Source organism: Streptococcus parasanguinis, assembly GCF_016648925.1.
In the GTDB taxonomy this organism is placed as follows: Bacteria; Bacillota; Bacilli; order Lactobacillales; family Streptococcaceae; genus Streptococcus.
The window spans coordinates 1-22,465 of the sequence record NZ_JACLQX010000015.1 but is presented as its reverse complement, the minus strand read 5'-3'; the positions used below and the strand labels follow the sequence as shown (position 1 = coordinate 22,465).

Below are 22,465 nucleotides of genomic sequence, written 5' to 3'. Positions count from 1 at the left end.
AGGTGGACAAAGCGACTAAAAATTAAAAGAAATCAATCGTAGATAGGAAAAATTATCATATTAAAAAAATAACGTAATTTCACTAAAACGCTTACTTTTATAGGAAATATTTGACTATTATATCTTTTAGGAGTAAACTAAGGAAGTAAAATTTATAAAAGGAGAATTCATCATGAATTTAACATTTTTAGGTCTTTGTTTAGCCTGTTTTGGTGTATCACTGGCAGAAGGTTTGATGATGAGTAGCTTATTGAAATCTGCGTCTCGTCAACCAGAAATTATCGGTCAATTGCGTAGCCTCTTGATTCTTGGTGTTGCCTTTGTCGAAGGTACTTTCTTCGTAACCTTGGTTATGGCCTTTATTATCAAATAGACGCTTCTATTTTAGAAAAGGAGGTGTCAAACCTTGGAAGAAAGTATCAATCCAACGATTACTCTTGGACCTGTATCTTTTAATTTGACCCTACTTGCTATGACCCTGATTTCTGTTTTCGCCGTTTTTGGCTTCATTTATTGGGCCAGTCGAAAAATGTCGATCCGACCAAAAGGCAAACAAAATGTGCTGGAATACGCATATGACTTTGTCGTAGGCTTTACAAAAGGAAATATTGGGGAACATTACATAAAGGACTATTCCTTGTTCTTGTTTGTTCTTTTCCTATTTCTTTTAGTGGCCAATAACATTGGATTGATGGCTAAAATCGAAACGACCAATGGTTACAATTTGTGGACATCACCAACCGCTAACCTGGGTTATGACTTTGCCTTTTCATTTTTGATCACCTTAATCGCCCATGTAGAAGGAATTCGCCGACGTGGTGTGAAGGAATATTTAAAGGCTTTTGTGACACCTGGATTTATGACCCCCATGAATATTTTGGAAGAATTAACGAACTTTGCCTCCTTGGCACTTCGGATCTTCGGAAATATCTTTGCGGGTGAGGTATTAGCAAGCTTGCTCGTGAACTTATCACACCAAGCTTTCTATTGGTATCCATTTGCCTTTATTGGTAGCATGGCATGGACTGCATTTTCAATTTTTATTTCATGTATCCAAGCCTATGTGTTTACCATGTTGTCATCAATCTATATTGGTAAGAAAATTAATGGTGAAGAGTAAGTAGAGGAGGAGTAGAAGAATGCATGTATCAATGAGTGAAATTATTGGTAACTTTATTCTCATTGCTGGTTCCTTCCTATTATTAATCTTTTTAATAAAGAAATTTGCATGGAACAATATCAATGGAATTTTAGAAGCGCGTGCCAAAAAGATTACAGATGATATTGATGGAGCAGAATCAGCTCGTCAAAAAGCTGAGGAACTAGCAAGTAAACGTGAAGAAGAGTTGGCAGGTAGCCGCAAAGAAGCTGCGTCTATTGTCGAAAATGCAAAGGATACTGCAGAAAAGAACAAATCTCAGATCCTTTCAGAAGCCACTCAAGAAGCAGTACGTTTGAAAGAAAAAGCGCAACAAGAAATTGCGCATAACAAAGAAGAAGCATTGAACAGTATCAAAGGCGATGTGGCAGATCTCACTGTCAATCTTGCCAGCAAATTGTTGAGTCAACAGCTGGATGCTGAAGGTCAACGCCAACTGATCGATCGCTATCTTGATGAATTAGGAGAAGCCTAATGGACAAAAAGCAACTGATGGTGATTGAGAAATATACCCAGCCTTTTGTTCAATTGGTCTTTGAAAAAGGAGAACAAGATCTTGTCTTTGAAAAATTGACCCAAATCAAGGGCATTTTTGAGGAGACTGGACTTGCTAACTTCTTAGCTCATATCGGTGTAGAGGATGAAGAGAAAGCAAAAAGTCTAAGACTTTTTCAACCCTCTGATTCACAATTACTCGACCATTTGATTGAAGTGGTTATTCTCAATCATCGTGAAGCCTTATTTTATGACATTGTAACGATTTGTTTGGATCAGATTCAACTGTTGAGCAACGCATTTGTCGTCACTGTTACGACAGTTGCTGGTTTGGATCCTGTTCAAGAGCAAAAGCTAGTACCCATTATCGAAAGAAAATTTGGGATTCAAGTTCGCTCGATCCAACAAAAGATCGATCCAGATTTAATTGGTGGCTTTGTCGTGACAGCCAATCATAAAACGTTGGATACCAGTCTCAAACACCAATTGCAAGTTATAAAATCTAAATTGAAATAGAAAGTGGTGTGAATTTTGGCGATTAACGCACAAGAAATCAGCGCTTTAATTAAGCAACAAATTGAAAATTTCAAGCCAAACTTTGACGTCACTGAGACAGGTGTTGTAACCTACATTGGTGACGGGATTGCCCGCGCTCATGGGCTTGAAAATGCCATGAGTGGTGAGTTGTTAATCTTTGAAAATGGCTCATACGGGATGGCCCAAAACTTAGAAACAACGGATGTCGGGATCATCATCTTGGGTGATTTCACGGATATTCGTGAAGGAGACTCTGTCCGTCGTACAGGTAAAATCATGGAAGTCCCTGCAGGGGATGCCTTGATTGGTCGTGTTGTCAACCCACTTGGCCAACCAGTAGATGGTTTGGGTGAGATTGTGACAGATAAATTCCGTCCAGTTGAAACACCAGCTCCTGGTGTTATGCAACGGAAATCTGTCTCAGAACCCCTACAAACTGGTTTGAAAGCCATTGATGCCCTTGTTCCAATTGGACGCGGTCAACGGGAATTGATCATCGGGGACCGTCAAACAGGGAAAACTTCGATTGCCATCGATACCATTTTGAACCAAAAGGGTCAAGACATGATCTGTATCTATGTGGCGATTGGTCAAAAAGAATCAACAGTTCGTACGCAAGTAGAAACTCTCCGTAAATACGGAGCTATGGATTATACGATTGTGGTAACCGCTTCGGCTTCTCAACCGTCTCCATTGCTTTATTTGGCACCTTATGCTGGGGTTGCCATGGCAGAAGAGTTCATGTATAACGGTAAACATGTTTTGATCGTCTATGATGATTTGTCAAAACAAGCCGTAGCTTACCGTGAATTGTCCCTTCTTCTTCGTCGTCCACCAGGACGTGAAGCCTTCCCAGGGGATGTCTTCTATCTCCACAGCCGTTTGTTGGAACGTTCTGCGAAAGTTTCGGATGAATTGGGTGGGGGTTCTATTACAGCTCTTCCAATCATTGAAACCCAAGCAGGGGACATCTCCGCTTATATCGCAACCAATGTGATTTCGATCACAGACGGACAAATCTTCTTGCAAGATAGTTTGTTTAATGCCGGTATTCGTCCAGCCATTGATGCCGGATCTTCTGTTTCCCGGGTTGGTGGATCTGCTCAAATCAAGGCTATGAAGAAGGTTGCTGGTACCCTTCGTATCGACCTCGCTTCCTACCGTGAGTTGGAAGCCTTCACGAAATTTGGTAGTGATTTGGATGCGGCCACTCAAGCGAAATTGAACCGTGGTCGTCGGACAGTGGAAGTCTTGAAACAACCTGTTCATGAACCATTGACAGTTGAAAAACAAGTCGTGATCTTGTATGCCTTGACTCATGGTTTCTTAGATAGTGTTCCAGTAGACGACATTCTTCGTTTCCAAGAAGAGTTGTTTGATTACTTTGAAGCACATTATCATCAAATCTTTGAGACGATTCGTTCGACACATGATCTTCCAGCAGAAGAAGAACTGGATGCAGCCCTTACTGAATTTGTCAACCAGTCAAATTTCAAATAGAAATAGGAGTGGAAGATGGCAGTTTCATTAAATGATATTAAAAATAAAATTGCATCCACAAAAAACACCAGTCAAATCACCAATGCCATGCAGATGGTGTCCGCTGCCAAACTTGGTAAATCTGAGCAGGCAGCCAAGGATTTTCAGGTTTATGCTGCTAAGGTTCGTAAGCTCTTAACAGACTTGCTCCATGGACATGAAACAGAAAATACCAAGTCCCATCCGATGTTGGTGAGTCGCCCGGTAAAAAAGACAGCTTATATCGTGATTACATCCGATCGTGGTTTGGTTGGAGGTTACAATGCCTCCATCCTTAAAACCATGATGGAAATGAAGGCAGAATACCATCCAACTGGAGATGACTTTGAAGTGATCTGTATTGGAAGCGTCGGTGCGGATTTCTTCCGTGCCCGTGGGATTCAGCCGGTTTATGAATTGCGTGGTTTGCCTGATCAGCCTAGCTTTAAGGAAGTTCGCAAGATCATTTCGAAAACAGTCCAAATGTATCAGGAAGGCTTGTTTGATGAGTTGTACGTCTGTTACAACCACCACGTCAACAGTTTGACGAGTCAAATGCGGGTGGAACAAATGCTTCCAATTATTGATTTGGACCCCAATGAAGCGGATGAGGACTATGTATTGAATCTAGAATTGGAATCTAGTCGAGATGCCATTTTGGATCAATTGCTTCCTCAATTTGCTGAAAGCATGATATATGGTGCCATTATTGATGCTAAAACAGCTGAAAATGCTGCTGGGATGATGGCCATGCAAACTGCAACAGACAATGCCAAGAAAGTCATTGATGAATTAACGATTCAATACAACCGTGCTCGTCAAGCAGCGATTACACAAGAAATTACCGAAATCGTTGCGGGTGCTAGCGCCCTTGAATAGTTGTCGGATACAATTTTAAATACAAAAACAGATGCTTGAAAGAGAACTTTTGAGCAGTAGAAATTACTTAGAATAGGAGAATGACATGAGTTTAGGCAAAATTTCTCAGGTCGTAGGTCCCGTCGTAGACGTTGCCTTTTCCGTTGGAGATAAACTTCCTGAGATCAATAATGCGCTTGTAGTCTATAAAAATGACCAACAAAAATCAAAAGTCGTTCTTGAAGTAGCTTTGGAACTTGGTGATGGGGTCGTACGGACCATCGCCATGGAATCAACCGATGGTTTAACCCGTGGAATGGAAGTCTTGGACACAGGTCGTCCAATCTCTGTTCCTGTCGGAAAAGAAACCTTGGGACGTGTCTTCAATGTTCTTGGAGATACCATTGACTTGGATCAACCTTTTGCTGAGGATGCTCCTCGTGACTCCATCCACAAAAAAGCTCCATCCTTTGACGAGCTCTCTACTTCAGAAGAAATTCTTGAAACAGGGATCAAGGTCATTGACCTCTTAGCCCCTTATTTGAAAGGTGGGAAGGTCGGACTCTTCGGTGGTGCCGGAGTTGGGAAGACTGTCTTGATTCAAGAATTAATCCATAATATTGCCCAAGAACACGGTGGTATTTCTGTATTTACCGGTGTTGGGGAACGGACACGTGAAGGGAATGACCTTTACTGGGAAATGAAAGAATCTGGCGTTATTGAAAAAACAGCCATGGTCTTTGGACAAATGAATGAGCCACCTGGAGCACGGATGCGTGTTGCTTTGACTGGTTTGACCATTGCGGAATACTTCCGTGATGTCGAAGGTCAGGACGTTCTCTTGTTTATCGACAATATCTTCCGTTTCACCCAAGCCGGATCTGAAGTATCAGCCCTTTTGGGACGGATGCCTTCAGCCGTTGGTTACCAACCTACTTTGGCAACTGAAATGGGGCAATTGCAAGAACGGATTACGTCAACCAAGAAAGGTTCTGTTACATCCATCCAAGCCATCTATGTGCCAGCCGATGACTATACAGACCCAGCGCCAGCAACCGCCTTTGCCCACTTGGATTCAACAACCAACTTGGAACGTAAATTGGTACAATTGGGGATCTACCCTGCGGTGGACCCATTGGCATCAAGCTCACGTGCCCTTTCTCCAGAAATCGTAGGAGAAGAACACTATGCAGTAGCATCTGAGGTCAAACGTGTCCTTCAGCGTTACCATGAATTGCAAGATATCATTGCTATCTTGGGGATGGATGAATTGTCTGACGAAGAAAAGACCTTGGTTGCTCGTGCTCGCCGGATCCAATTCTTCTTGTCACAAAACTTCAACGTTGCGGAACAATTTACCGGTCAACCTGGTTCATACGTACCTGTTGCAGAAACTGTTCGTGGTTTTAAAGAAATCTTGGACGGAAAATATGACCATCTTCCTGAAGATGCCTTCCGTGGTGTTGGATCGATCGAAGATGTGATTGCCAAAGCTGAAAAAATGGGATTCTAAGAAGAGGTGAAAGATGAGTCAAATGAACGTCCAAATCGTTACACCGGATGGACTGGTTTATGATCATCATGCCGCATTTGTATCTGTCAAGACAATTGATGGTGAATTAGGGATTTTACCTCATCATATCAATACCATTGCGGTTTTGGCTGTAGACCAAGTAAAGGTTCGTCGTGTCGACGATGACAAACATATTGATTGGATTGCAGTCAATGGGGGGATTATCGAAGTAGCAGGTAATGTCATTACCATTGTTGCCGATTCTGCCGAACGTGCTCGAGATATCGACATTAGTCGTGCAGAACGTGCCAAACTGCGAGCTGAAAAAGCGATTGAAGAAGCCAAAGATCAGCATTCGGTTGATATGGAACGTCGTGCTAAAATTGCTCTTCAACGCGCCATTAACCGGATTAATGTCGGAAATCGTTTATAACATATTAAAAAATAAGGTAGAGGTCTTGTCCTCGCCTTATTTTTGTTGGGAGAGAATCAAAAGAAGAAAGTACGGACCAAATATGGTATAATAGCTGTATGATTCAAATGATTTTTAATCTTTCAAGCCATCTATTGTTTATCTTTTTTGCCTATTACCTATTGTTGAACCTGGTTCAATGGGAAAAGTTTTTAAAAGTAAGTGCTGAAAATGCGGTTAAAATCCGTTTTTTGATCTTGATGATCAGCGTCGGAATAGGCTATCTAGCCAGCTCATTTTTTATCAGTGTTTATGAGATGAGTCGGCAGATTTTTATTGGCCAATTCTAGCCACATTTTATAAAAAATATGGTATGATAGAAAGCGTGACTTTAAGAAATTGGAGAACAATCCCGTATGGAAAAAATAATCGTTAATGGTGGTCATAATCGACTGGTTGGAACCGTCAAAATCGAAGGAGCAAAAAATGCTGTCCTTCCTCTTCTTGCTGCAACAGTTCTAGCAAGCGAGGGCGTGACAACCTTGAAAAATGTACCTGTTTTATCAGATGTCTTTACAATGAACAATGTTGTTCGTGGGTTGAATGCACAAGTAACCTTCAATGAAGAAGACAATACGGTTGTCGTAGATGCACGAGAGAAATTGTCTGAGGAAGCGCCTTATAAATATGTGAGTAAGATGCGGGCTTCTATCGTTGTCTTGGGTCCTGTCTTGGCACGCAATGGCCATGCCAAAGTTTCCATGCCTGGAGGCTGTACGATTGGGAGTCGTCCGATTGACCTCCACCTGAAAGGTCTGGAAGCTATGGGGGCTGAAATTACCCAAACGGCCGGCTATATTGAAGCAAAAGCAGATCGTCTCAAGGGTGCACACATCTATATGGACTTCCCATCAGTAGGTGCGACACAAAATATTATGATGGCCGCAACCTTGGCAGATGGAGTCACTGTGATTGAAAATGCAGCTCGAGAACCTGAAATTGTTGACCTAGCTCTCTTGCTGAATAAAATGGGAGCTAATGTCAAGGGGGCAGGAACTGAGACCTTGACCATTGTTGGTGTGGAGAGCTTGCATGGTGCAAACCACAATGTTGTGCAAGACCGCATCGAAGCTGGAACCTTTATGATTGGGGCAGCCATGACTGGTGGAGATGTCTTGATCGAAGATGCCATTTGGGAACACAACCGTCCGCTTCTATCTAAGATGCAGGAGATGGGTGTAACGGTAACCGAAGAAGAAAATGGAATTCGGATTCAATCGGATATCAGTAAGCTCCGTCCAGTGACGGTTAAAACCCTTCCCTATCCAGGATTCCCAACCGATATGCAGGCTCAATTCACAGCCTTGATGGCCATGGCTAAAGGTGAGTCTACCATGATTGAAACGGTTTTTGAGAATCGCTTCCAGCATTTGGAAGAAATGCGTCGGATGGGCGTTCACTCAGACATTATGCGGGATACAGCTCGTATCGTTGGAGGGGAAAGCTTCCAAGGTGCAGAGGTCATGTCGACAGATTTACGAGCAAGTGCAACCTTGGTCTTGATGGGCTTGGTAGCAGAAGGAGAGACGAAAGTCAGCAAATTAAGTCACTTAGATCGTGGTTATTATCAATTCCATGAGAAATTAGTGGCACTAGGTGCAGACGTGAAACGTGTAGAGGAAGAAGACGATGAAAACTAATCTTCGCTATGTTGGAAAACAGCTAGGAATTGTCCTCCTGTTGGCTGTGATTGGAATCATCATTTTTGCAGTTGGTTTGGTCATTGGTTATGGAGTGATTGGAGATGGAAAAAATCCATGGTCCATTCTCTCTCCGGACACTTGGTCAGAGATCATTGGAAAACTAACAGGCAAATAAGCTTTTAACTAAAATTGAGTAAAAAGGAGAGCAGCGAATCGAGTCAGTGACCATCTAGCGCTGCTCTTTTTGGGAGAGAGGCATGACAAAACAAGTATTAACGAAACGAACCAAACAAACCCTAGCAGGTTTTGTGGTGGCAACGGCCCTAGCTATCGGGGGCTATTATTTTAATCAACCGACGGTAAAAGAAGCGACGGATCAGGTTGTTTCGGTGGTGACTAGTAGCCAACAAGAAACACCTAGTAAAGAGTTAGCTAGCTCTGTACTAACGAAATCGGCTCGTTCACAATTGGGAAATGACTTGGAATGGAATGGTGCTGGAGCCTTTGTAGTTAAGGGGAATCGCACAGATCTGGATGCCAGTGTGGCTAGTCAACCCTATGCAGATAACAAGACAAAAGAAGTGAATGGAAAGACCGTACCGACGGTTGCGAACGCTATTATGACCAAGGCGACTCGCCAGTATAGAGATCGGGAGGCAACAGGAAGTGGTCTAACCGATTGGAAACCAGCAGGTTGGCACCAGGTCCACAATCTGTCCGGTGAGTATGACCATGCTGTGGATCGGGGCCATCTATTGGGCTACGCCTTGATCGGCAATCTCAAAGGTTTTGATGCTTCGACGAGCAATCCCAAAAATATCGCTGTGCAAACGGCTTGGTCCAATCAAGCCAATGATCCTCATTCCACTGGTCAAAACTACTACGAGACCCTGGTTCGAAAAGCACTGGATAAGAACAAGAGGATTCGCTATCGAGTAACCTTGATCTACAACCAACCAGAAGATTTGATTCCATTAGGTTCTCAGATCGAAGCTAAATCGAGTGATGGAACCCTTGAGTTCAATGTCTTTGTTCCCAATGTTCAAAGTGGGATTAGCCTGGATTACCAGACAGGAAAAGTAACCGTTCATCAATAAGCTGGAAAGCGCAGTTATTTAAGTTATTTTTAAGAATGGGGTGTTACAATTGCATACCTTCTTTAAGAGAAAGGAGAATGTATGAGAACCATTTTTCGATTTTTCAGAGGAATCCTTCGCATGGCTTGGAGTCTTTTTTGGGGATTTTTCTGGACCATTGCCATCAGTTTTCTCGTTCTAGTGGGGATCATCTATTTTACAGATTCTCCTAGTTCTGGTATGGATGGATTTGGACGAGCTGCCCAAAAGGTTGTCTATCAAGTCGGCAATTTATTTGGAGATCAAGGCTTTGCATCGCGCTTTGGGATGGCACCTAGCTCACAGACTACGCAGACAGACAATCACGAGCATAGCGGTGCTCGCTGGGAGAAAGCGGAGGCCACGGTCTACCTGGATCCCAATATCAGTCAAACTTTTGTAAAAGCTTATCGGGATGCTATTGAGGCTTGGAACCAAACAGGCGCCTTTACCTTCAAGTTGGTTACAAATGAAAAAGAGGCTAATGTGGTCTTGACGGAAATGGATAACGCATCGGTTTCTGCTGCAGGAGAGACTGCCTCTCAGACTAACCTTTTAACCAACCGGTTCACCCACATCACAGTGCGTCTCAATCGCCATTATCTTTTAAATTATGTCTATAACTATAGTTATGATCGGATTGTCAATACAGCTGAGCATGAGCTAGGCCATGCCATTGGGCTGGACCACACTGATGGAGAATCGGTCATGCAACCAGCTGGCTCCTTCTACAGTATTCAGGATACAGATGTGGAAGCAGTCCGACAATTATACAAGGAAGAATAAGTTTTAAAATACTTTCGAAAGTTCTGAGCCTCAAGGGGCTCAGGATTTTTTTGATGGCTCGTCTTTCCTTGTTTAATCTGAAAAAAGATAGTAAAATAGGAACATGATTATTTTACAAGCCAACAAAATTGAACGCTCTTTTGCAGGGGAGGTTCTTTTTGATAATATCAGCCTGCAGGTGGATGAACGGGACCGGATTGCCCTGGTCGGAAAGAACGGAGCCGGTAAGTCAACACTCTTAAAAATCTTGGTGGGAGAAGAAGAGCCGACTTCTGGGGAAATCAATAAAAAGCGTGACCTTTCTCTCTCTTATTTAGCCCAGGATAGCCGCTTTGAGTCGTCCAATACCATCTACGATGAGATGCTCCACGTCTTTGACGATCTCCGTAAAACGGAGAAAACTTTGCGGCAGATGGAGCTTGAGATGGGGGAAAAAACTGGGGCTGACTTAGAAAAACTCATGCAGGACTATGACCGTCTCTCGGAAGAATTCCGTCAGGCTGGTGGCTTCACCTATGAAGCAGATATCCGCGCCATTCTCAACGGCTTTAAGTTCGATGAGTCCATGTGGCAGATGAAGATTGAAGAGCTGTCTGGTGGGCAAAATACCCGTCTAGCTCTGGCCAAGATGCTTCTAGAAAAACCAAATCTCCTGGTACTGGACGAGCCGACCAACCACTTGGATATTGAGACCATCGCCTGGTTGGAAAATTACTTGGTCAATTATAGCGGAGCCCTTCTCATTGTCAGCCACGACCGGTATTTCTTAGACAAGGTCGCAACCATTACTTTGGACTTGACCAAGCATTCCTTGGACCGCTATGTCGGCAATTACTCCAGCTTTGTGGAGCAAAAAGAACAAAAATTGCTGACCGAAGCCAAAAACTACGAGAAGCAACAAAAAGAAATAGCAGCTCTGGAAGACTTTGTTAATCGCAATTTGGTGCGGGCTTCGACTACCAAGCGGGCTCAGTCTCGGCGTAAGCAGTTGGAAAAAATGGAGCGCCTAGACAAGCCGGAAGCTGGGACCAAGTCTGCCCATATGACTTTCCATTCCGATAAGACATCTGGAAATGTCGTTTTGACAGTAGAAGAGGCGGCCGTTGGCTATGATGATCAAATCCTGTCCGAGCCGATCAATCTGGATATCCGTAAGATGAATGCGGTCGCTATTGTCGGACCAAATGGGATCGGGAAATCTACTCTTATCAAGTCTATTGTCGGGCAGATTCCTTTCATCAAGGGGGAAGCCCGTTTTGGGGCCAATGTCGAGGTGGGCTACTATGACCAGACCCAAAGTAAACTAACCCCTCACAATAGTGTCTTGGATGAGCTCTGGAATGACTTTAAACTGACACCAGAAGTAGAAATTCGCAATCGACTAGGAGCCTTCCTTTTCTCAGGGGACGATGTCAAGAAAACCGTCGGCATGCTGTCGGGAGGAGAGCGGGCGCGCCTACTCTTGGCCAAGCTGTCCATGGAAAACAACAATTTCTTGATTCTCGATGAACCGACCAACCACTTGGACATCGATAGCAAGGAAGTACTGGAAAATGCCTTGATTGATTTTGATGGGACCCTGCTCTTTGTCAGCCACGACCGCTACTTTATCAATCGGGTAGCGACCCAAGTCTTAGAACTCTCAGAAGAGGGCTCGACCCTTTATCTGGGAGACTATGATTATTATTTGGAGAAAAAAGCAGAGTTAGAGGCCCTTGCTGCAGCGCAAGCAGAAGCTGAGCCCGCTTCTTCAACGGAAGAAGTCACTAGCAATGACTATCACTTGCAAAAACAAAATCAAAAGGAACTCCGTAAAATCACCCGTCGCATTGAGCAATTGGAAGCAGAGATGGAAGAGCTAGATCAGAAAATCCAAGACATCACCGAAACCATGCATAGCACCAATGATGCAGCCGACTTGGTCCAACTGCAAAGCGAGCTGGATCAACTGACTGTCCAGCAGGAAGCGGTCATGGAAGAGTGGGCAGAACTGTCAGAGCAGGTGGAATAAATGGAAGATCTTGGAAAAGTTTTTCGTGAATTTCGAATCAGTAAAAATTACTCTCTAAAAGAAGCTGCAGGAGAAGCTTGCTCGACTTCCCAATTATCCCGTTTTGAATTGGGGGAGTCGGATCTAGCTGCTTCGCGTTTCTTTGAAATTTTGGACAATATCCATGTGACGATTGAGAATTTTATGGATAAGGCCAGAAATTTTCAACACCATGAGCATGTCGCCTTAATTGCACAACTGGTTCCTCTTTATTATGCAAACGACATTGCGGGTTTTCAAAAGCTTCAAGAAGAGGAACTTGAAAAGGCTAAACGTTCGACCAATCCCCTCTATTTTGAATTGAACTGGATTTTGTTACAAGGGCTGATTTGCCAGAGAGATGCCAGCTACACGATGAAGCAACGTGATCTGGAAAAGGTGGCAGATTATCTCTTTCAAACGGAAGAATGGACCATGTATGAGTTGATCCTCTTTGGCAATCTTTATAGCTTTTATGATGTGGATTATGTCACTCGGCTTGGTAGAGAAGTGATGGAGCGGGAAGATTTCTACCAAGAAATTGGTCGCCATCGAAAACTGGTCTTAATTCTGGCTCTGAATTGTTACCAGCATTGTTTAGAACACCGTTCTTTTGAAAATGCCAGCTATTTTGAAGCCTATGTAGAAAAGATTATCGGGAAGAGCATCAAACTCTACGAACGCAATGTCTTTCATTATCTCAAGGGATTTGCTCGGTACCAAAAGGGGCAAGCAGAAAGAGGGCGGAAGCAAATGAGGGAAGCCATGCACATTTTTGATGTGCTTGGACTGCCAGAGCAGGTAGCTTACTATCAGGAACACTTTGATAAATTTGTGAAAGATCAATGTTCCTAAATAGGACAGAGATAAAGGAGATTTTATGAACCGACATGCGGTCCAATTAATTAGTCGTGGAGCTATTAACAAAATTGGAAATATGCTCTATGACTATGGAAACAGTGTCTGGCTGGCCTCGATGGGGACTATAGGAAAGACGGTATTAGGGATCTATCAGATTTCTGAATTAGTGACCGGGATTCTCGTGAATCCTTTTGGAGGCGTGATTTCAGACCGTTTTTCTCGTCGCAAGATTTTGATGACGACCGACTTGGTTTGTGGTCTCCTTTGTATGGCGATTTCTTTTATCACAAATGATAGCTTGATGATTGCGGCTCTTATTTTTGCCAATATTGTTCAGGCCATTGCCTTTGGTTTTTCTCGACCTGCCAATAAAGCCATTATTACCGAGGTAGTAGAGAAAGAAGAGATTGTGACCTATAACGCTCACTTGGAGTTAGTCTTACAGGTTGTTAGTGTCTGTTCACCTGTTTTTTCTTTCCTAGTTCTACAATTTGCCAGTCTTCATATGACCCTCTTATTAGATGCACTGACCTTTTTCATTGCTTTTGTCCTAGTGTCTTTCCTTCCGAAAGAAGAAGCTAAGGTTCAAGAGAGAAAACAGTTTACCGGGAAAGATATTTTTTCTGATATCAAGGATGGGTTAGACTATATCTGGCATCAGAAAGAGATTTTCTTTCTCTTATTAGTGGCTTCTAGCGTCAATTTCTTTTTTGCGGCTTTTGAGTTTTTACTTCCCTTCTCGAATCGTCTATACGGGGTTAAAGGAGCTTATGCGACCATTTTAACGCTGGGAGCTATTGGATCTATTCTAGGAGCACTTGTTGCCAATAAAATAACATCAAGTATGAAAATTCTCCTGTTTTTACTGCTCATGGCAGGGGTCGGAGTGTTCATGATGGGCTTGTCTCTTCCACCTTATCTTTCTTTTTCGGGAAATCTGGTCTGTGAATTTTTTGTGACCATTTTCGACATCCACGTTTTTACCCAAGTACAAACCAAGGTGGAAGATGATTATCTGGGGAGAGTCTTGAGCACAATTTATTCCTTGGCTGTTCTCTTTATGCCTATCGCCAAAGGTTTGATGACTTGGTTGCCAAGCGTCCGTATGGAATCATTTCTTTTTATTGGAGCTGGAGTTATTCTCTTTTCACTCTTGGCTCAGCTAGTAGCTAAGTAGCTTCAATCAAAAGAACAGTAGGGATCCTTTGATAAATTTGCAAACCATTATTTTTCCCAAATAGGGGACAAAATGAAAACCTCTTTCATGAACTGATACAATAGTTTCAGAAAATGAAGGAGGTTTTTTTATGAATCGACATGCAGTCCAATTAATTGCTCGTGGAGCTATCGATAAAATAGGGAATATGCTCTATGATTATGGGAATAGTGTTTGGCTGGCTTCAATGGGTACGGTGGGAAAGACGGTGTTAGGGATTTATCAAATTTCGGAGTTGGTGACAGCGATACTAGCTAATCATTTGGTGGCGTGATCTCAGACCGTTTTTCCCGACGCAAGATTTTGATGACGACCGACTTGGTTTGTGGCCTCCTTTGTTTGGGAATTTCTTTTATCACAAATGATAGCTTGATGATTGCAGGCCTGATTGTTGCCAATATTGTCCAGGCCATAGCCTTTGCTTTTTCACGACCTGCTAATAAAGCCATTATCACAGAATTTGTAGAAAAAGATGAGATTGTGATCTATAATGCTCACTTGGAGTTGGTCTTACAGGTTGTAAGTGTCAGCTCTCCTGTGTTCTCTTTCCTTGTTTTACAATTTGCCAGTCTCCATGCGACCCTCTTACTGGATGCCCTGACTTTTTTCATCGCCTTCGTTCTGGTGGCATTCCTTCCGAAAGAAGAAGCTAAGGTTCAAGAGAAGAAAAAATTTACAGGAAAAGATATTTTTTCGGATATGAAAGATGGACTAAACTACATCTGGCATCAAAAAGAAATTTTCTTTCTCTTATTAGTAGCTTCCAGCATGAATTTCTTTTTTGCGGCTTTTGAGTTTTTGCTTCCTTTTTCCAATCGCCTTTACGGGGTCAAAGGAGCCTATGCGACCATCTTAACCATGGGGGCTATTGGCTCTATCATCGGAGCCTTGATCGCTAATAAATTTAAATCAAGCATGAAGATGCTTCTCTTCTTATTGATTTTAACAGGAGTGGGAGTAGTTATGATGGGCTTGCCCCTTCCGCCTCTTCTTTCCTTTTCTGGAAATTTGGTCTGTGAACTCTTTATGACAATTTTTAACATCCACTTTTTTACCCAAGTGCAAACCAAGGTGGAAGGAGACTATCTGGGCAGAGTCTTAAGCACCATTTTTACCTTGGCCATTCTCTTTATGCCCATCGCTAAAGGCTTGATGACCTGGTTACCAAGTGTCCGTGTAGAATCTTTTCTCCTGATCGGAGCTGGTGTCATCCTCTTTTCACTCCTAGCTCAAGTAGTCGCCAAGAAATTACAAGCAAAAGAAGGTACATCAGCATAAAAAAAGCACCAATCGGTGCTTTTTAGTTGTTTTCTTTTTCTTCTGTCTTGATTTATTTCTTTGCTTCTTCCAGTTGCTTTTGAGTGCTCTTGAGTTCTTTTTTTAGGGAGAAGCCCTTTGAAAAATTAATCAAGTTCATGACGAATGCACCTAAGAGGACACAGAGCAAGATCAGAATGATCAAGGGTAATTTAAATTGGACCAAGAGGAAATTTACGGTGACCGTTTGCATGTTTGCAAGGGAAATACCAGCAATCAATAAAATTAAAAGTAATAAAGCAATGTAGTGTAGATTATTTTTGTTCATCATTATCTCCTTATTGTTCAGCAGGGGCCTTGCTTTTCACATCAGCGTACTCTTCCGGTTGCTCTAGGCTTAGAATATCCTCATAAGCCGGTAGGGAAAGGTCCTTGCCATATTTATTTTTTAAAGCAGTGCTCACTAGACGATAGGCCAAATTGGCATTTCGGGACAAGATAGGACCGTGGAAGTAGCTTCCAAAGACGTTCTTGTAATGAACCCCTTCGCACCCATCTTCTTTGTTGTTCCCATTTCCATAGACAACCTTGCCCAGCGGTTTTTCATCCTCTGCCAAGAAGGTCCGACCTTGGTGGTTTTCAAAACCATAATAGGTTTCGTTAAATTCTTCGTTATGGATCTTGATATCACCGATATAGCGGTTGTTGACTTGGTTGAGCGTATAGTGGCCCATAATACCGAGCCCTTCAATGCGTTTGCCAGAAGCTTCAATGTAGTACTGACCCAGAAGCTGAAAGCCACCACAGATAGCAAGGACCACACCATCGTCATGAATGAAGCGTTCAAGATCTTCTTTTTTATCTGGTAGATCTTCTGATACAATGGTCTGTTCGTAGTCTTGGCCGCCACCGAAAAAGGCGATATCATAGGCATCAGGGTCGAACCGGTCTTTGAGAGAGACGATATCCACTGTGACATGGGCTCCAAGTTTTTCAGCAACGTACTTGAGCATGAGGATATTTCCATTGTCTCCGTAGGTATTCATTAAGTTGCCGTAGAGATGGGCAATGCGCAGGCTGTATGGATACTGTGCCTGATCAGAAGATTCTAGAGAAGTATAAGTCATTAGTGCATCTCCTTTTCAATCAGGTGTTCTTGGGCCAAGAGTTCACGGAATTCAAGCATGGCCGTATAGGTAGCTAAAATGTAAGCGTGAGGGGTTTCCTGTTGCTGGATGCGTTGGAAGACATCTTTTAATTCAGCCATTTCTGTGATCTTTTCAGCCGGATAGCCAGTGACCCGAAGTCGCCGAGCAATCTCAGAGTGGCGCACCCCACCAGCATTGATTTCTGGAATATCCATCTGGGTGATTTGCTCAAAGTCCGCATCCCAAATCCAGCTGGTGTCGATCCCATCCGCATAATTCGCATTGAGGAGGGCTGATAAGCTAAAGGAATAAGGAGCTAGTTTGATCATTTCAATAGCTTGGGTCGCACCAACTGGATTCTTAATCAAAACCAAGGTACATTCCTTATCCCCAATCTTAAAGGTTTCCTGACGACCAAAGACAGCGCGACTGCGATCAAATCCTTGCTTAATCACTTCAGGTTGAACTCCAAAGAATCCAGCAACGGAAACAGCAGCTAAGGCATTGTAGATGTTGTAAAGACCGCCGATATTGATGTGGTAGTCTTGGCCTTGAATCCGGAATTGGGAAGAGCGCTGGGTTAATGAGAGGAGGTCTGATACGGCATAAGTCAGAGGAGGCCTGTGGAAACCACAGTGCTCACAGATATAATCCCCAAGATTTGCATAGGTATTGAGCTTGTACTTGAGGATGTTGTGGCAATGCGGACAGAGGATTCCTTCCGTATTGTAATGAGCTAGTTGTGGCTCTGATTTGTCAGTATCAAATCCATAATATTGGATCGGATTGGATAAGGTCTGACTATTAAAGAGCGGACTATCACCATTTAACAAGACTGTTGCAGTTGGGACCTTGTGAATGGCATCCAAAATCATTTGGTAGGTCGTATAGATCTCTCCATAGCGGTCCATCTGGTCCCGGAAAATATTAGTGATCACAAAAAGGCTGGGCTTAATATAATCACAAATCCGAGAGAGGCTGGCCTCGTCAATTTCAAGTACCGCAATCGGTCGATTTGATTTCGAATGCTTAGCCCGTAAGAAGGTCGTTGTAATCCCAGAGATCATATTGGCCCCACTTGGATTGGTCAAAATAGGTCCAAAAGCTTCTTGGAGAATACCTACTGTTAGCGCAGTGGTCAGGGTTTTTCCATTTGTCCCTGTAATCACAACAATCTCATAGTTTTTTGCCAGTTGACTGAGAATATCTTTATCAAATTTGAGGGCTACTTTACCTGGTAGGGTTGATCCCCGCCCCATCTTTTCTAGAATAGAGCCGGAAAGCTTTCCTGCCAGAAGGCCCAAGGTTGTATTTATCTTCATAAATCATATTTTATCATAAAAAGCATCAGAAGGTTACAGAAAAATCTGTTGAAACGTGTTATAATAAGATGATGTCTTTTAGAGAAGTGGTAGGTATGAGAATATGAATATTCAACAGTTTTCAAATCCACAATTTTGGACCAGTTTGTTCCCGAATTGGTGGAGTGTTATTATCAATATCATCGATATTGCCCTGGTGGCTTGGTTGTTGTATTTTTTGATCAAGGCCATCGTCGGGACCAAGATCATGATTTTGGTGCGTGGGGTCATTATCTTTTTCTTGGCTCAATTTTTAGCCAATTTTTTGGGTTTAACGACTATTTCTTGGCTGATCAATCAAGTGATTACCTATGGGGTTATCGCGCTGGTTGTGATTTTCTCCCCTGAAATTCGGATTGGCTTAGAGCGTTTAGGTCGGGCGACAGAGTTCTTTACGACGAGTGAAGTCAGTCAGGAAGAGAAGATGGTACAGGCCTATGTTAAGGCAGTGGCTTATATGAGCCCACGTAAGATTGGTGCCTTGGTAGCTATTCAAGGAGCCAGAACCCTTCAGGAATATATCTCCACAGGTATTCCTCTGGATGCAGATATTTCAGGAGAATTGCTGATTAATATCTTCATTCCAAATACTCCTCTGCACGATGGGGCGGTCATTGTTCGCAATGATAAAATCGCTGTTTCTTGTGCCTACCTGCCCTTGACAGAAAACACTGGAATTTCAAAAGAGTTCGGAACGCGTCACCGCGCAGCCATTGGTTTGTCTGAAGTTTCGGATGCCTTTACCTTTGTGGTATCAGAAGAAACGGGCGGGATCTCTGTAACCTATAATGGAACCTTCCGACATGATTTAACCTTAGAAGAGTTTGAGGCAGAATTGAGAGCCTTCTTGGTCCCTGAAGAGAATAAGACGATTAGTTGGAAAGAGCGTCTATTTGGGAGGGTAACAAAATGAGATCGAAAAAAGAATTTCTTTATGTTTTCGCCTCCGTCTTATTGTCCTTTATCTTGTTTATCAATGCGTCATCCTTTAATTTTCAAAATAATAGCAGCGCTAGACAAGTGAGTTCAGAGACCTACACCAATACCTTGACCAATATTCCAATTGATGCCAAGTACAATGACAAGACATACTTTGTCAGTGGGTTAACATCAGAGGTAACGGTCTTTCTAAAGGGTTCAAACCGGGTCGCTCTAGCAAGCGAAATGCAACCGGGAACTCGGAAGTTTCGCGTGGTAGCGGATCTTCGTAAGGCCAAGGAAGGTACCGTCGAAGTGCCGTTGATTGTAGAAGATCTTCCAGCAGGTTTGACCGCAACCGTAGAGCCTCAGAAAGTTTCTGTAAAAATCGGGAAGAAAGCGAAAAAATCGTTTGCGGTCAGGGCCACGATCCCGGACAATCAAATTGTGGATGGAATAACGGTATCGGATATTTCTCTTGAAACCACCAAGGTAGAAGTGACCAGCGATCAAGAAACCTTGAGTCGCATTGATCATGTCCAAGCCGTCTTCCCATCCAGTGAGATCATTAGTGGAAATTATAGCGGAACCATTTCCTTAAATGCAGTAGATGCCCAAGGAAATGTTCTACCAGGTCTAGTAAATCCGAGTGAAACACGGATTCAAGTGACCACAAAGAGTAGCTCGTCTACGTCAAGCTCTAGCAGTTCGTCGTCGACCTCCTCCAGTTCAAGTAATTAGAAAGTAAAAAAGGTAATGAAGAATGGGTAAATATTTTGGAACGGACGGTGTCCGTGGAGAAGCAAATGTAGAATTAACGCCAGAATTGGCTTTTAAACTAGGCCGTTTCGGTGGCTATGTGTTGAGCCAACATGAAGAAGAAACACCCTTGGTATTTGTTGGACGTGATACGCGTATTTCTGGTGAAATGTTAGAGCATGCCTTAATTGCTGGGCTCTTATCTGTTGGGATTCGCGTCTACAAGTTGGGTGTGATTGCAACACCAGGTGTTGCTTATCTAGTTCGTACGGAAAAAGCCAGCGCCGGAGTGATGATTTCTGCTAGCCACAATCCAGCCTTGGACAATGGCATCAAATTCTTTGGTGGTGATGGCTTCAAATTGGATGATGATCGCGAACTTGAAATTGAAGCCTTGCTTGATGCGGCTGAAGATACGCTTCCACGTCCAAGTGCACAAGGTTTAGGAACGGTCATGGAATATCCAGAAGGCTTGCGTAAGTATCAAGAATTCCTTGTCTCGACAGGCGTTCAACTCGAAGGCATGCACGTAGTCTTAGATACAGCAAATGGTGCAGCCTCTACTAGTGCGCGTCAAATCTTTGCAGATTTGGGAGCTCAATTGACCGTCATCGGTGAAAACCCAGATGGTTTGAACATCAATGATGGGGTTGGTTCTACTCACCCAGAGCATTTGCAAGAGAAAGTAAAAGAAGTAGGCGCAGCGATTGGTCTTGCCTTTGACGGAGACAGCGATCGCTTGATTGCTGTTGATGAAAATGGAGAGATTGTAGACGGAGATAAGATCATGTACATCATCGGTTCTTATCTTTCAAGCAAAGGCTTGCTCGAAAAAAATACGATCGTCACAACCGTCATGTCTAATCTCGGCTTCCACAAGGCATTGGATGCGAAGGGGATTCAAAAAGAAATCACAGCTGTTGGAGATCGTTATGTGGTCGAAGAGATGCGCAAATCAGGATACAATCTTGGTGGTGAACAATCTGGTCACGTAGTCATCATGGATTACAATACAACTGGTGATGGTCAATTAACAGGCGTTCAATTGACTAAAATCATGCAAGAAACCGGCAAGAAATTATCTGAATTGGCTGCTGAAGTAACCATTTATCCACAAAAACTCGTCAATATCCGGGTTGAAAATAGCATGAAAGACAAGGCGATGGAAGTGCCTGCTATTCGTGAAATCATTGAAAAAATGGAAGCGGAAATGGCAGGAAATGGACGCATCCTCGTGCGTCCAAGTGGAACTGAACCCCTCCTTCGTGTGATGGCAGAAGCACCTACACATGAAGAAGTGGACTACTATGTAGATACCATTGCTGCAGTTGTTCAAGCAGAAATCGGACTTTAACCTTGTAAAAAACATGGCTCGCAAATAGGCGAGCAGAGGAGGTATATATGAAACAGGTCCGTCAAATTGTATGGTCACTTGTCTTAGTGCTAACGATTCTATTCACAGCTGGTTTGACTAAAACAATTCAGGCCGCAGAAGTCTCATCTTATACACAGACAGCAAGTTTAACGAAAGATGGCAATCCTTTAACGAATGGCAGCAAGGTGTTGACGAATGAAAAATTGTCAGCAAGCATTTCTTTGACCTTCCCTGATTCGCAAGCCATTCAAGCTGGTGATACTTTAACAATTAGCTTACCAAAAGAATTAACCCTCTACACAGCATTGGAATTCAATGTTCTTGAGGAAGGCCAATCAAATGGTCAAACTGTGGGGAAAGCTGTCGTTGATACAGGTAAGAAAACAGTGACCGTTACCTTTAATGATTATTTCGCATCTCATCCACTTAACAAGCGAGTTGCTCTTCATTTTGATGTAAAAGTAGACTCAGAAGTGGTTACAAAAACATCTCCAATCCAGTTTAAACTAGGAAATACAGATTTTTCATTGAATTATGAAAAGACTGATGGAGAAGCTGGAGACTATGAGATGAAATATGGCTACCAAGATAAGTCTGATCCAACCATTATTAAATGGCGAATTATCTTAAATGCCCGCCAAGATATGCTTCGTGGAATGGTCATTAAAGACCAATTTGGAGATGGTTTAACTCTAGTTGAAGGTAGCTTGCGTGCTGTTCGGTATAATCCTGTAGCAGGTGGCATCAAGAACGAAGCGCAGATTTTAAATCTTCCAGTTCTGGATAACTTTACTAAAAAAGCTGTTTTCGATAAGAATGCAGATGGAAAGATCATTGGTTTTACAATTGAATTTGGTGATAATTACAATTGGCCAATGTATATTGAATATTCTACAAAAGTAGCTCCTGGAACTAAAGTCGGTGATATTGTCCATAATACATTAAAATGGACGGCAACCAATTTCCCAGCACCGCGTAGTTTAACCCGTGAGGTGCGATTGGAAACAGGATCTGGCGAAGGATTAGGTGAGAAAGAACAAACCCCACCGACACCTAGCACAACATCCTCATCAAGTTCATCGTCTTCATCAAGTTCTAGCTCTTCATCAAGTTCATCGTCTTCATCAAGTTCTAGCTCTTCGTCAAGTTCATCGTCTTCATCAAGTTCTAGATCTTCGTCAAGTTCTAGTACTTCATCAAGCTCATCATCAACTTCTGTCAAAGAAGAAGCACCAAAACCTGGTAAGAAAAAAGTTCTTCCAAGTACAGGTGAGAAGATGACACCGGTTGTTCTTGTCATGGGTGTCTTACTGGCGGTTCTTTCTGTTAGTATTTTACGAGTAAGAAAAGATTCCTAAATCTATCCATAAAGAGGCTGGGACAAAAGTCCTAGCCTCTTAATTGTTTTTGGATTGTCGAGCAAGACGCAGTGGTTGAGTGGGCTC

23 protein-coding genes and 1 pseudogene are annotated in these 22,465 nt (G+C 42.8%); 21 read left to right on the top strand and 3 right to left on the bottom strand.

The window, feature by feature from the left end; translation table 11 throughout:
* Nucleotides 1-172 precede the first annotated feature (172 nt).
* The 17 genes and pseudogenes from H7T97_RS06600 to H7T97_RS06520 all read left to right on the top strand — a co-directional run bounded on the left by H7T97_RS06600 (nt 173) and on the right by H7T97_RS06520 (nt 15,480).
* Nucleotides 173-373 carry a F0F1 ATP synthase subunit C gene (locus tag H7T97_RS06600; RefSeq protein ID WP_003006433.1) on the top strand — a complete coding sequence of 67 codons (201 nt, stop codon included), beginning with the start codon at nt 173-175 and terminating at the stop codon, nt 371-373.
* A gap of 33 nt (nt 374-406) precedes the next feature.
* The gene (gene atpB / locus H7T97_RS06595) at nt 407-1,120 is read left to right on the top strand and encodes a F0F1 ATP synthase subunit A (protein ID WP_195529255.1); all 714 of its coding nucleotides are present in this window, start codon (nt 407-409) and stop codon (nt 1,118-1,120) included.
* A gap of 19 nt (nt 1,121-1,139) precedes the next feature.
* Nucleotides 1,140-1,634, top strand: a complete 495-nt coding sequence (atpF, locus tag H7T97_RS06590; RefSeq protein WP_195529254.1) for a F0F1 ATP synthase subunit B — start codon at nt 1,140-1,142, stop codon at nt 1,632-1,634.
* Nucleotides 1,634-2,170, top strand: coding sequence for a F0F1 ATP synthase subunit delta (locus tag H7T97_RS06585; protein WP_013903319.1), 537 nt, complete (start codon nt 1,634-1,636; stop codon nt 2,168-2,170). Before atpF ends, H7T97_RS06585 begins: the two co-directional genes overlap by 1 nt.
* A 15-nt stretch (nt 2,171-2,185) precedes the next feature.
* Nucleotides 2,186-3,691 carry a F0F1 ATP synthase subunit alpha gene (gene atpA / locus H7T97_RS06580; RefSeq protein ID WP_009732555.1) on the top strand — a complete coding sequence of 502 codons (1,506 nt, stop codon included), beginning with the start codon at nt 2,186-2,188 and terminating at the stop codon, nt 3,689-3,691.
* A gap of 15 nt (nt 3,692-3,706) precedes the next feature.
* Entirely contained in the window at nt 3,707-4,588 is an 882-nt protein-coding gene (locus H7T97_RS06575) for a F0F1 ATP synthase subunit gamma (protein WP_013903320.1), read from the top strand.
* 85 nt (nt 4,589-4,673) lie between these two features.
* Nucleotides 4,674-6,080, top strand: a complete 1,407-nt coding sequence (gene atpD / locus H7T97_RS06570; RefSeq protein ID WP_013903321.1) for a F0F1 ATP synthase subunit beta — start codon at nt 4,674-4,676, stop codon at nt 6,078-6,080.
* Between the two features lie 13 nt (nt 6,081-6,093).
* Nucleotides 6,094-6,513, top strand: coding sequence for a F0F1 ATP synthase subunit epsilon (locus H7T97_RS06565; RefSeq protein WP_201089832.1), 420 nt, complete (start codon nt 6,094-6,096; stop codon nt 6,511-6,513).
* A 98-nt stretch (nt 6,514-6,611) separates the two neighbouring features.
* Complete coding sequence (locus H7T97_RS06560; protein ID WP_009732557.1) at nt 6,612-6,842, top strand: DUF1146 family protein; 231 nt, start codon at nt 6,612-6,614, stop codon at nt 6,840-6,842.
* Nucleotides 6,843-6,908: 66 nt separating this feature from the next.
* Nucleotides 6,909-8,192 (top strand): UDP-N-acetylglucosamine 1-carboxyvinyltransferase, encoded by a 1,284-nt coding sequence (gene murA / locus H7T97_RS06555; RefSeq protein WP_045759256.1) that lies wholly within the window; start codon nt 6,909-6,911, stop codon nt 8,190-8,192.
* Nucleotides 8,182-8,370, top strand: a complete 189-nt coding sequence (locus tag H7T97_RS06550) for a DNA-directed RNA polymerase subunit beta (RefSeq protein ID WP_003006464.1) — start codon at nt 8,182-8,184, stop codon at nt 8,368-8,370. The genes murA and H7T97_RS06550 overlap by 11 nt, the downstream gene beginning before the upstream one ends.
* An 82-nt stretch (nt 8,371-8,452) precedes the next feature.
* Nucleotides 8,453-9,292 (top strand): DNA/RNA non-specific endonuclease, encoded by an 840-nt coding sequence (locus H7T97_RS06545; RefSeq protein ID WP_021152904.1) that lies wholly within the window; start codon nt 8,453-8,455, stop codon nt 9,290-9,292.
* 81 nt (nt 9,293-9,373) lie between these two features.
* Entirely contained in the window at nt 9,374-10,096 is a 723-nt protein-coding gene (locus H7T97_RS06540; RefSeq protein WP_021152905.1) for a M57 family metalloprotease, read from the top strand.
* Between the two features lie 103 nt (nt 10,097-10,199).
* Entirely contained in the window at nt 10,200-12,107 is a 1,908-nt protein-coding gene (locus H7T97_RS06535; RefSeq protein WP_201089830.1) for an ABC-F family ATP-binding cassette domain-containing protein, read from the top strand.
* Nucleotides 12,108-12,980 (top strand): XRE/MutR family transcriptional regulator, encoded by an 873-nt coding sequence (locus tag H7T97_RS06530; protein ID WP_201089828.1) that lies wholly within the window; start codon nt 12,108-12,110, stop codon nt 12,978-12,980.
* Between the two features lie 25 nt (nt 12,981-13,005).
* Entirely contained in the window at nt 13,006-14,163 is a 1,158-nt protein-coding gene (locus H7T97_RS06525) for an MFS transporter (RefSeq protein ID WP_201089826.1), read from the top strand.
* 130 nt (nt 14,164-14,293) lie between these two features.
* Nucleotides 14,294-15,480 (top strand): annotated as a pseudogene (locus tag H7T97_RS06520) (MFS transporter).
* Between the two features lie 52 nt (nt 15,481-15,532).
* Here the strand turns inward: H7T97_RS06520 and H7T97_RS06515 are convergent.
* From H7T97_RS06515 to murT, 3 genes are read right to left on the bottom strand one after another with little or no spacing between them, the layout of a single operon-like run.
* Nucleotides 15,533-15,787, bottom strand: a complete 255-nt coding sequence (locus tag H7T97_RS06515) for a LapA family protein (RefSeq protein WP_201089824.1) — start codon at nt 15,785-15,787, stop codon at nt 15,533-15,535.
* A 10-nt stretch (nt 15,788-15,797) separates the two neighbouring features.
* A complete protein-coding gene (gene gatD, locus H7T97_RS06510) occupies nt 15,798-16,586 on the bottom strand; it encodes a lipid II isoglutaminyl synthase subunit GatD (RefSeq protein WP_070673847.1) in 789 nt (262 codons plus the stop codon).
* Nucleotides 16,586-17,929 carry a lipid II isoglutaminyl synthase subunit MurT gene (murT, locus tag H7T97_RS06505; RefSeq protein WP_201089823.1) on the bottom strand — a complete coding sequence of 448 codons (1,344 nt, stop codon included), beginning with the start codon at nt 17,927-17,929 and terminating at the stop codon, nt 16,586-16,588. Before murT ends, gatD begins: the two co-directional genes overlap by 1 nt.
* A 103-nt stretch (nt 17,930-18,032) precedes the next feature.
* On the opposite strand from murT, the gene cdaA reads away from it, so the two are divergent.
* Genes cdaA through H7T97_RS06485 form a run of 4 tightly spaced genes read left to right on the top strand, consistent with a single transcriptional unit; the run spans nt 18,033 to nt 22,378 of the window.
* Complete coding sequence (gene cdaA / locus H7T97_RS06500; protein ID WP_070845439.1) at nt 18,033-18,881, top strand: diadenylate cyclase CdaA; 849 nt, start codon at nt 18,033-18,035, stop codon at nt 18,879-18,881.
* A complete protein-coding gene (locus H7T97_RS06495) occupies nt 18,878-19,627 on the top strand; it encodes a CdaR family protein (protein WP_070845440.1) in 750 nt (249 codons plus the stop codon). The genes cdaA and H7T97_RS06495 overlap by 4 nt, the downstream gene beginning before the upstream one ends.
* Nucleotides 19,628-19,649: 22 nt before the next feature.
* Nucleotides 19,650-20,999 carry a phosphoglucosamine mutase gene (gene glmM, locus H7T97_RS06490; RefSeq protein ID WP_023917722.1) on the top strand — a complete coding sequence of 450 codons (1,350 nt, stop codon included), beginning with the start codon at nt 19,650-19,652 and terminating at the stop codon, nt 20,997-20,999.
* Nucleotides 21,000-21,046: 47 nt separating this feature from the next.
* The gene (locus H7T97_RS06485) at nt 21,047-22,378 is read left to right on the top strand and encodes an LPXTG cell wall anchor domain-containing protein (RefSeq protein WP_201089821.1); all 1,332 of its coding nucleotides are present in this window, start codon (nt 21,047-21,049) and stop codon (nt 22,376-22,378) included.
* Nucleotides 22,379-22,465 lie beyond the last annotated feature (87 nt).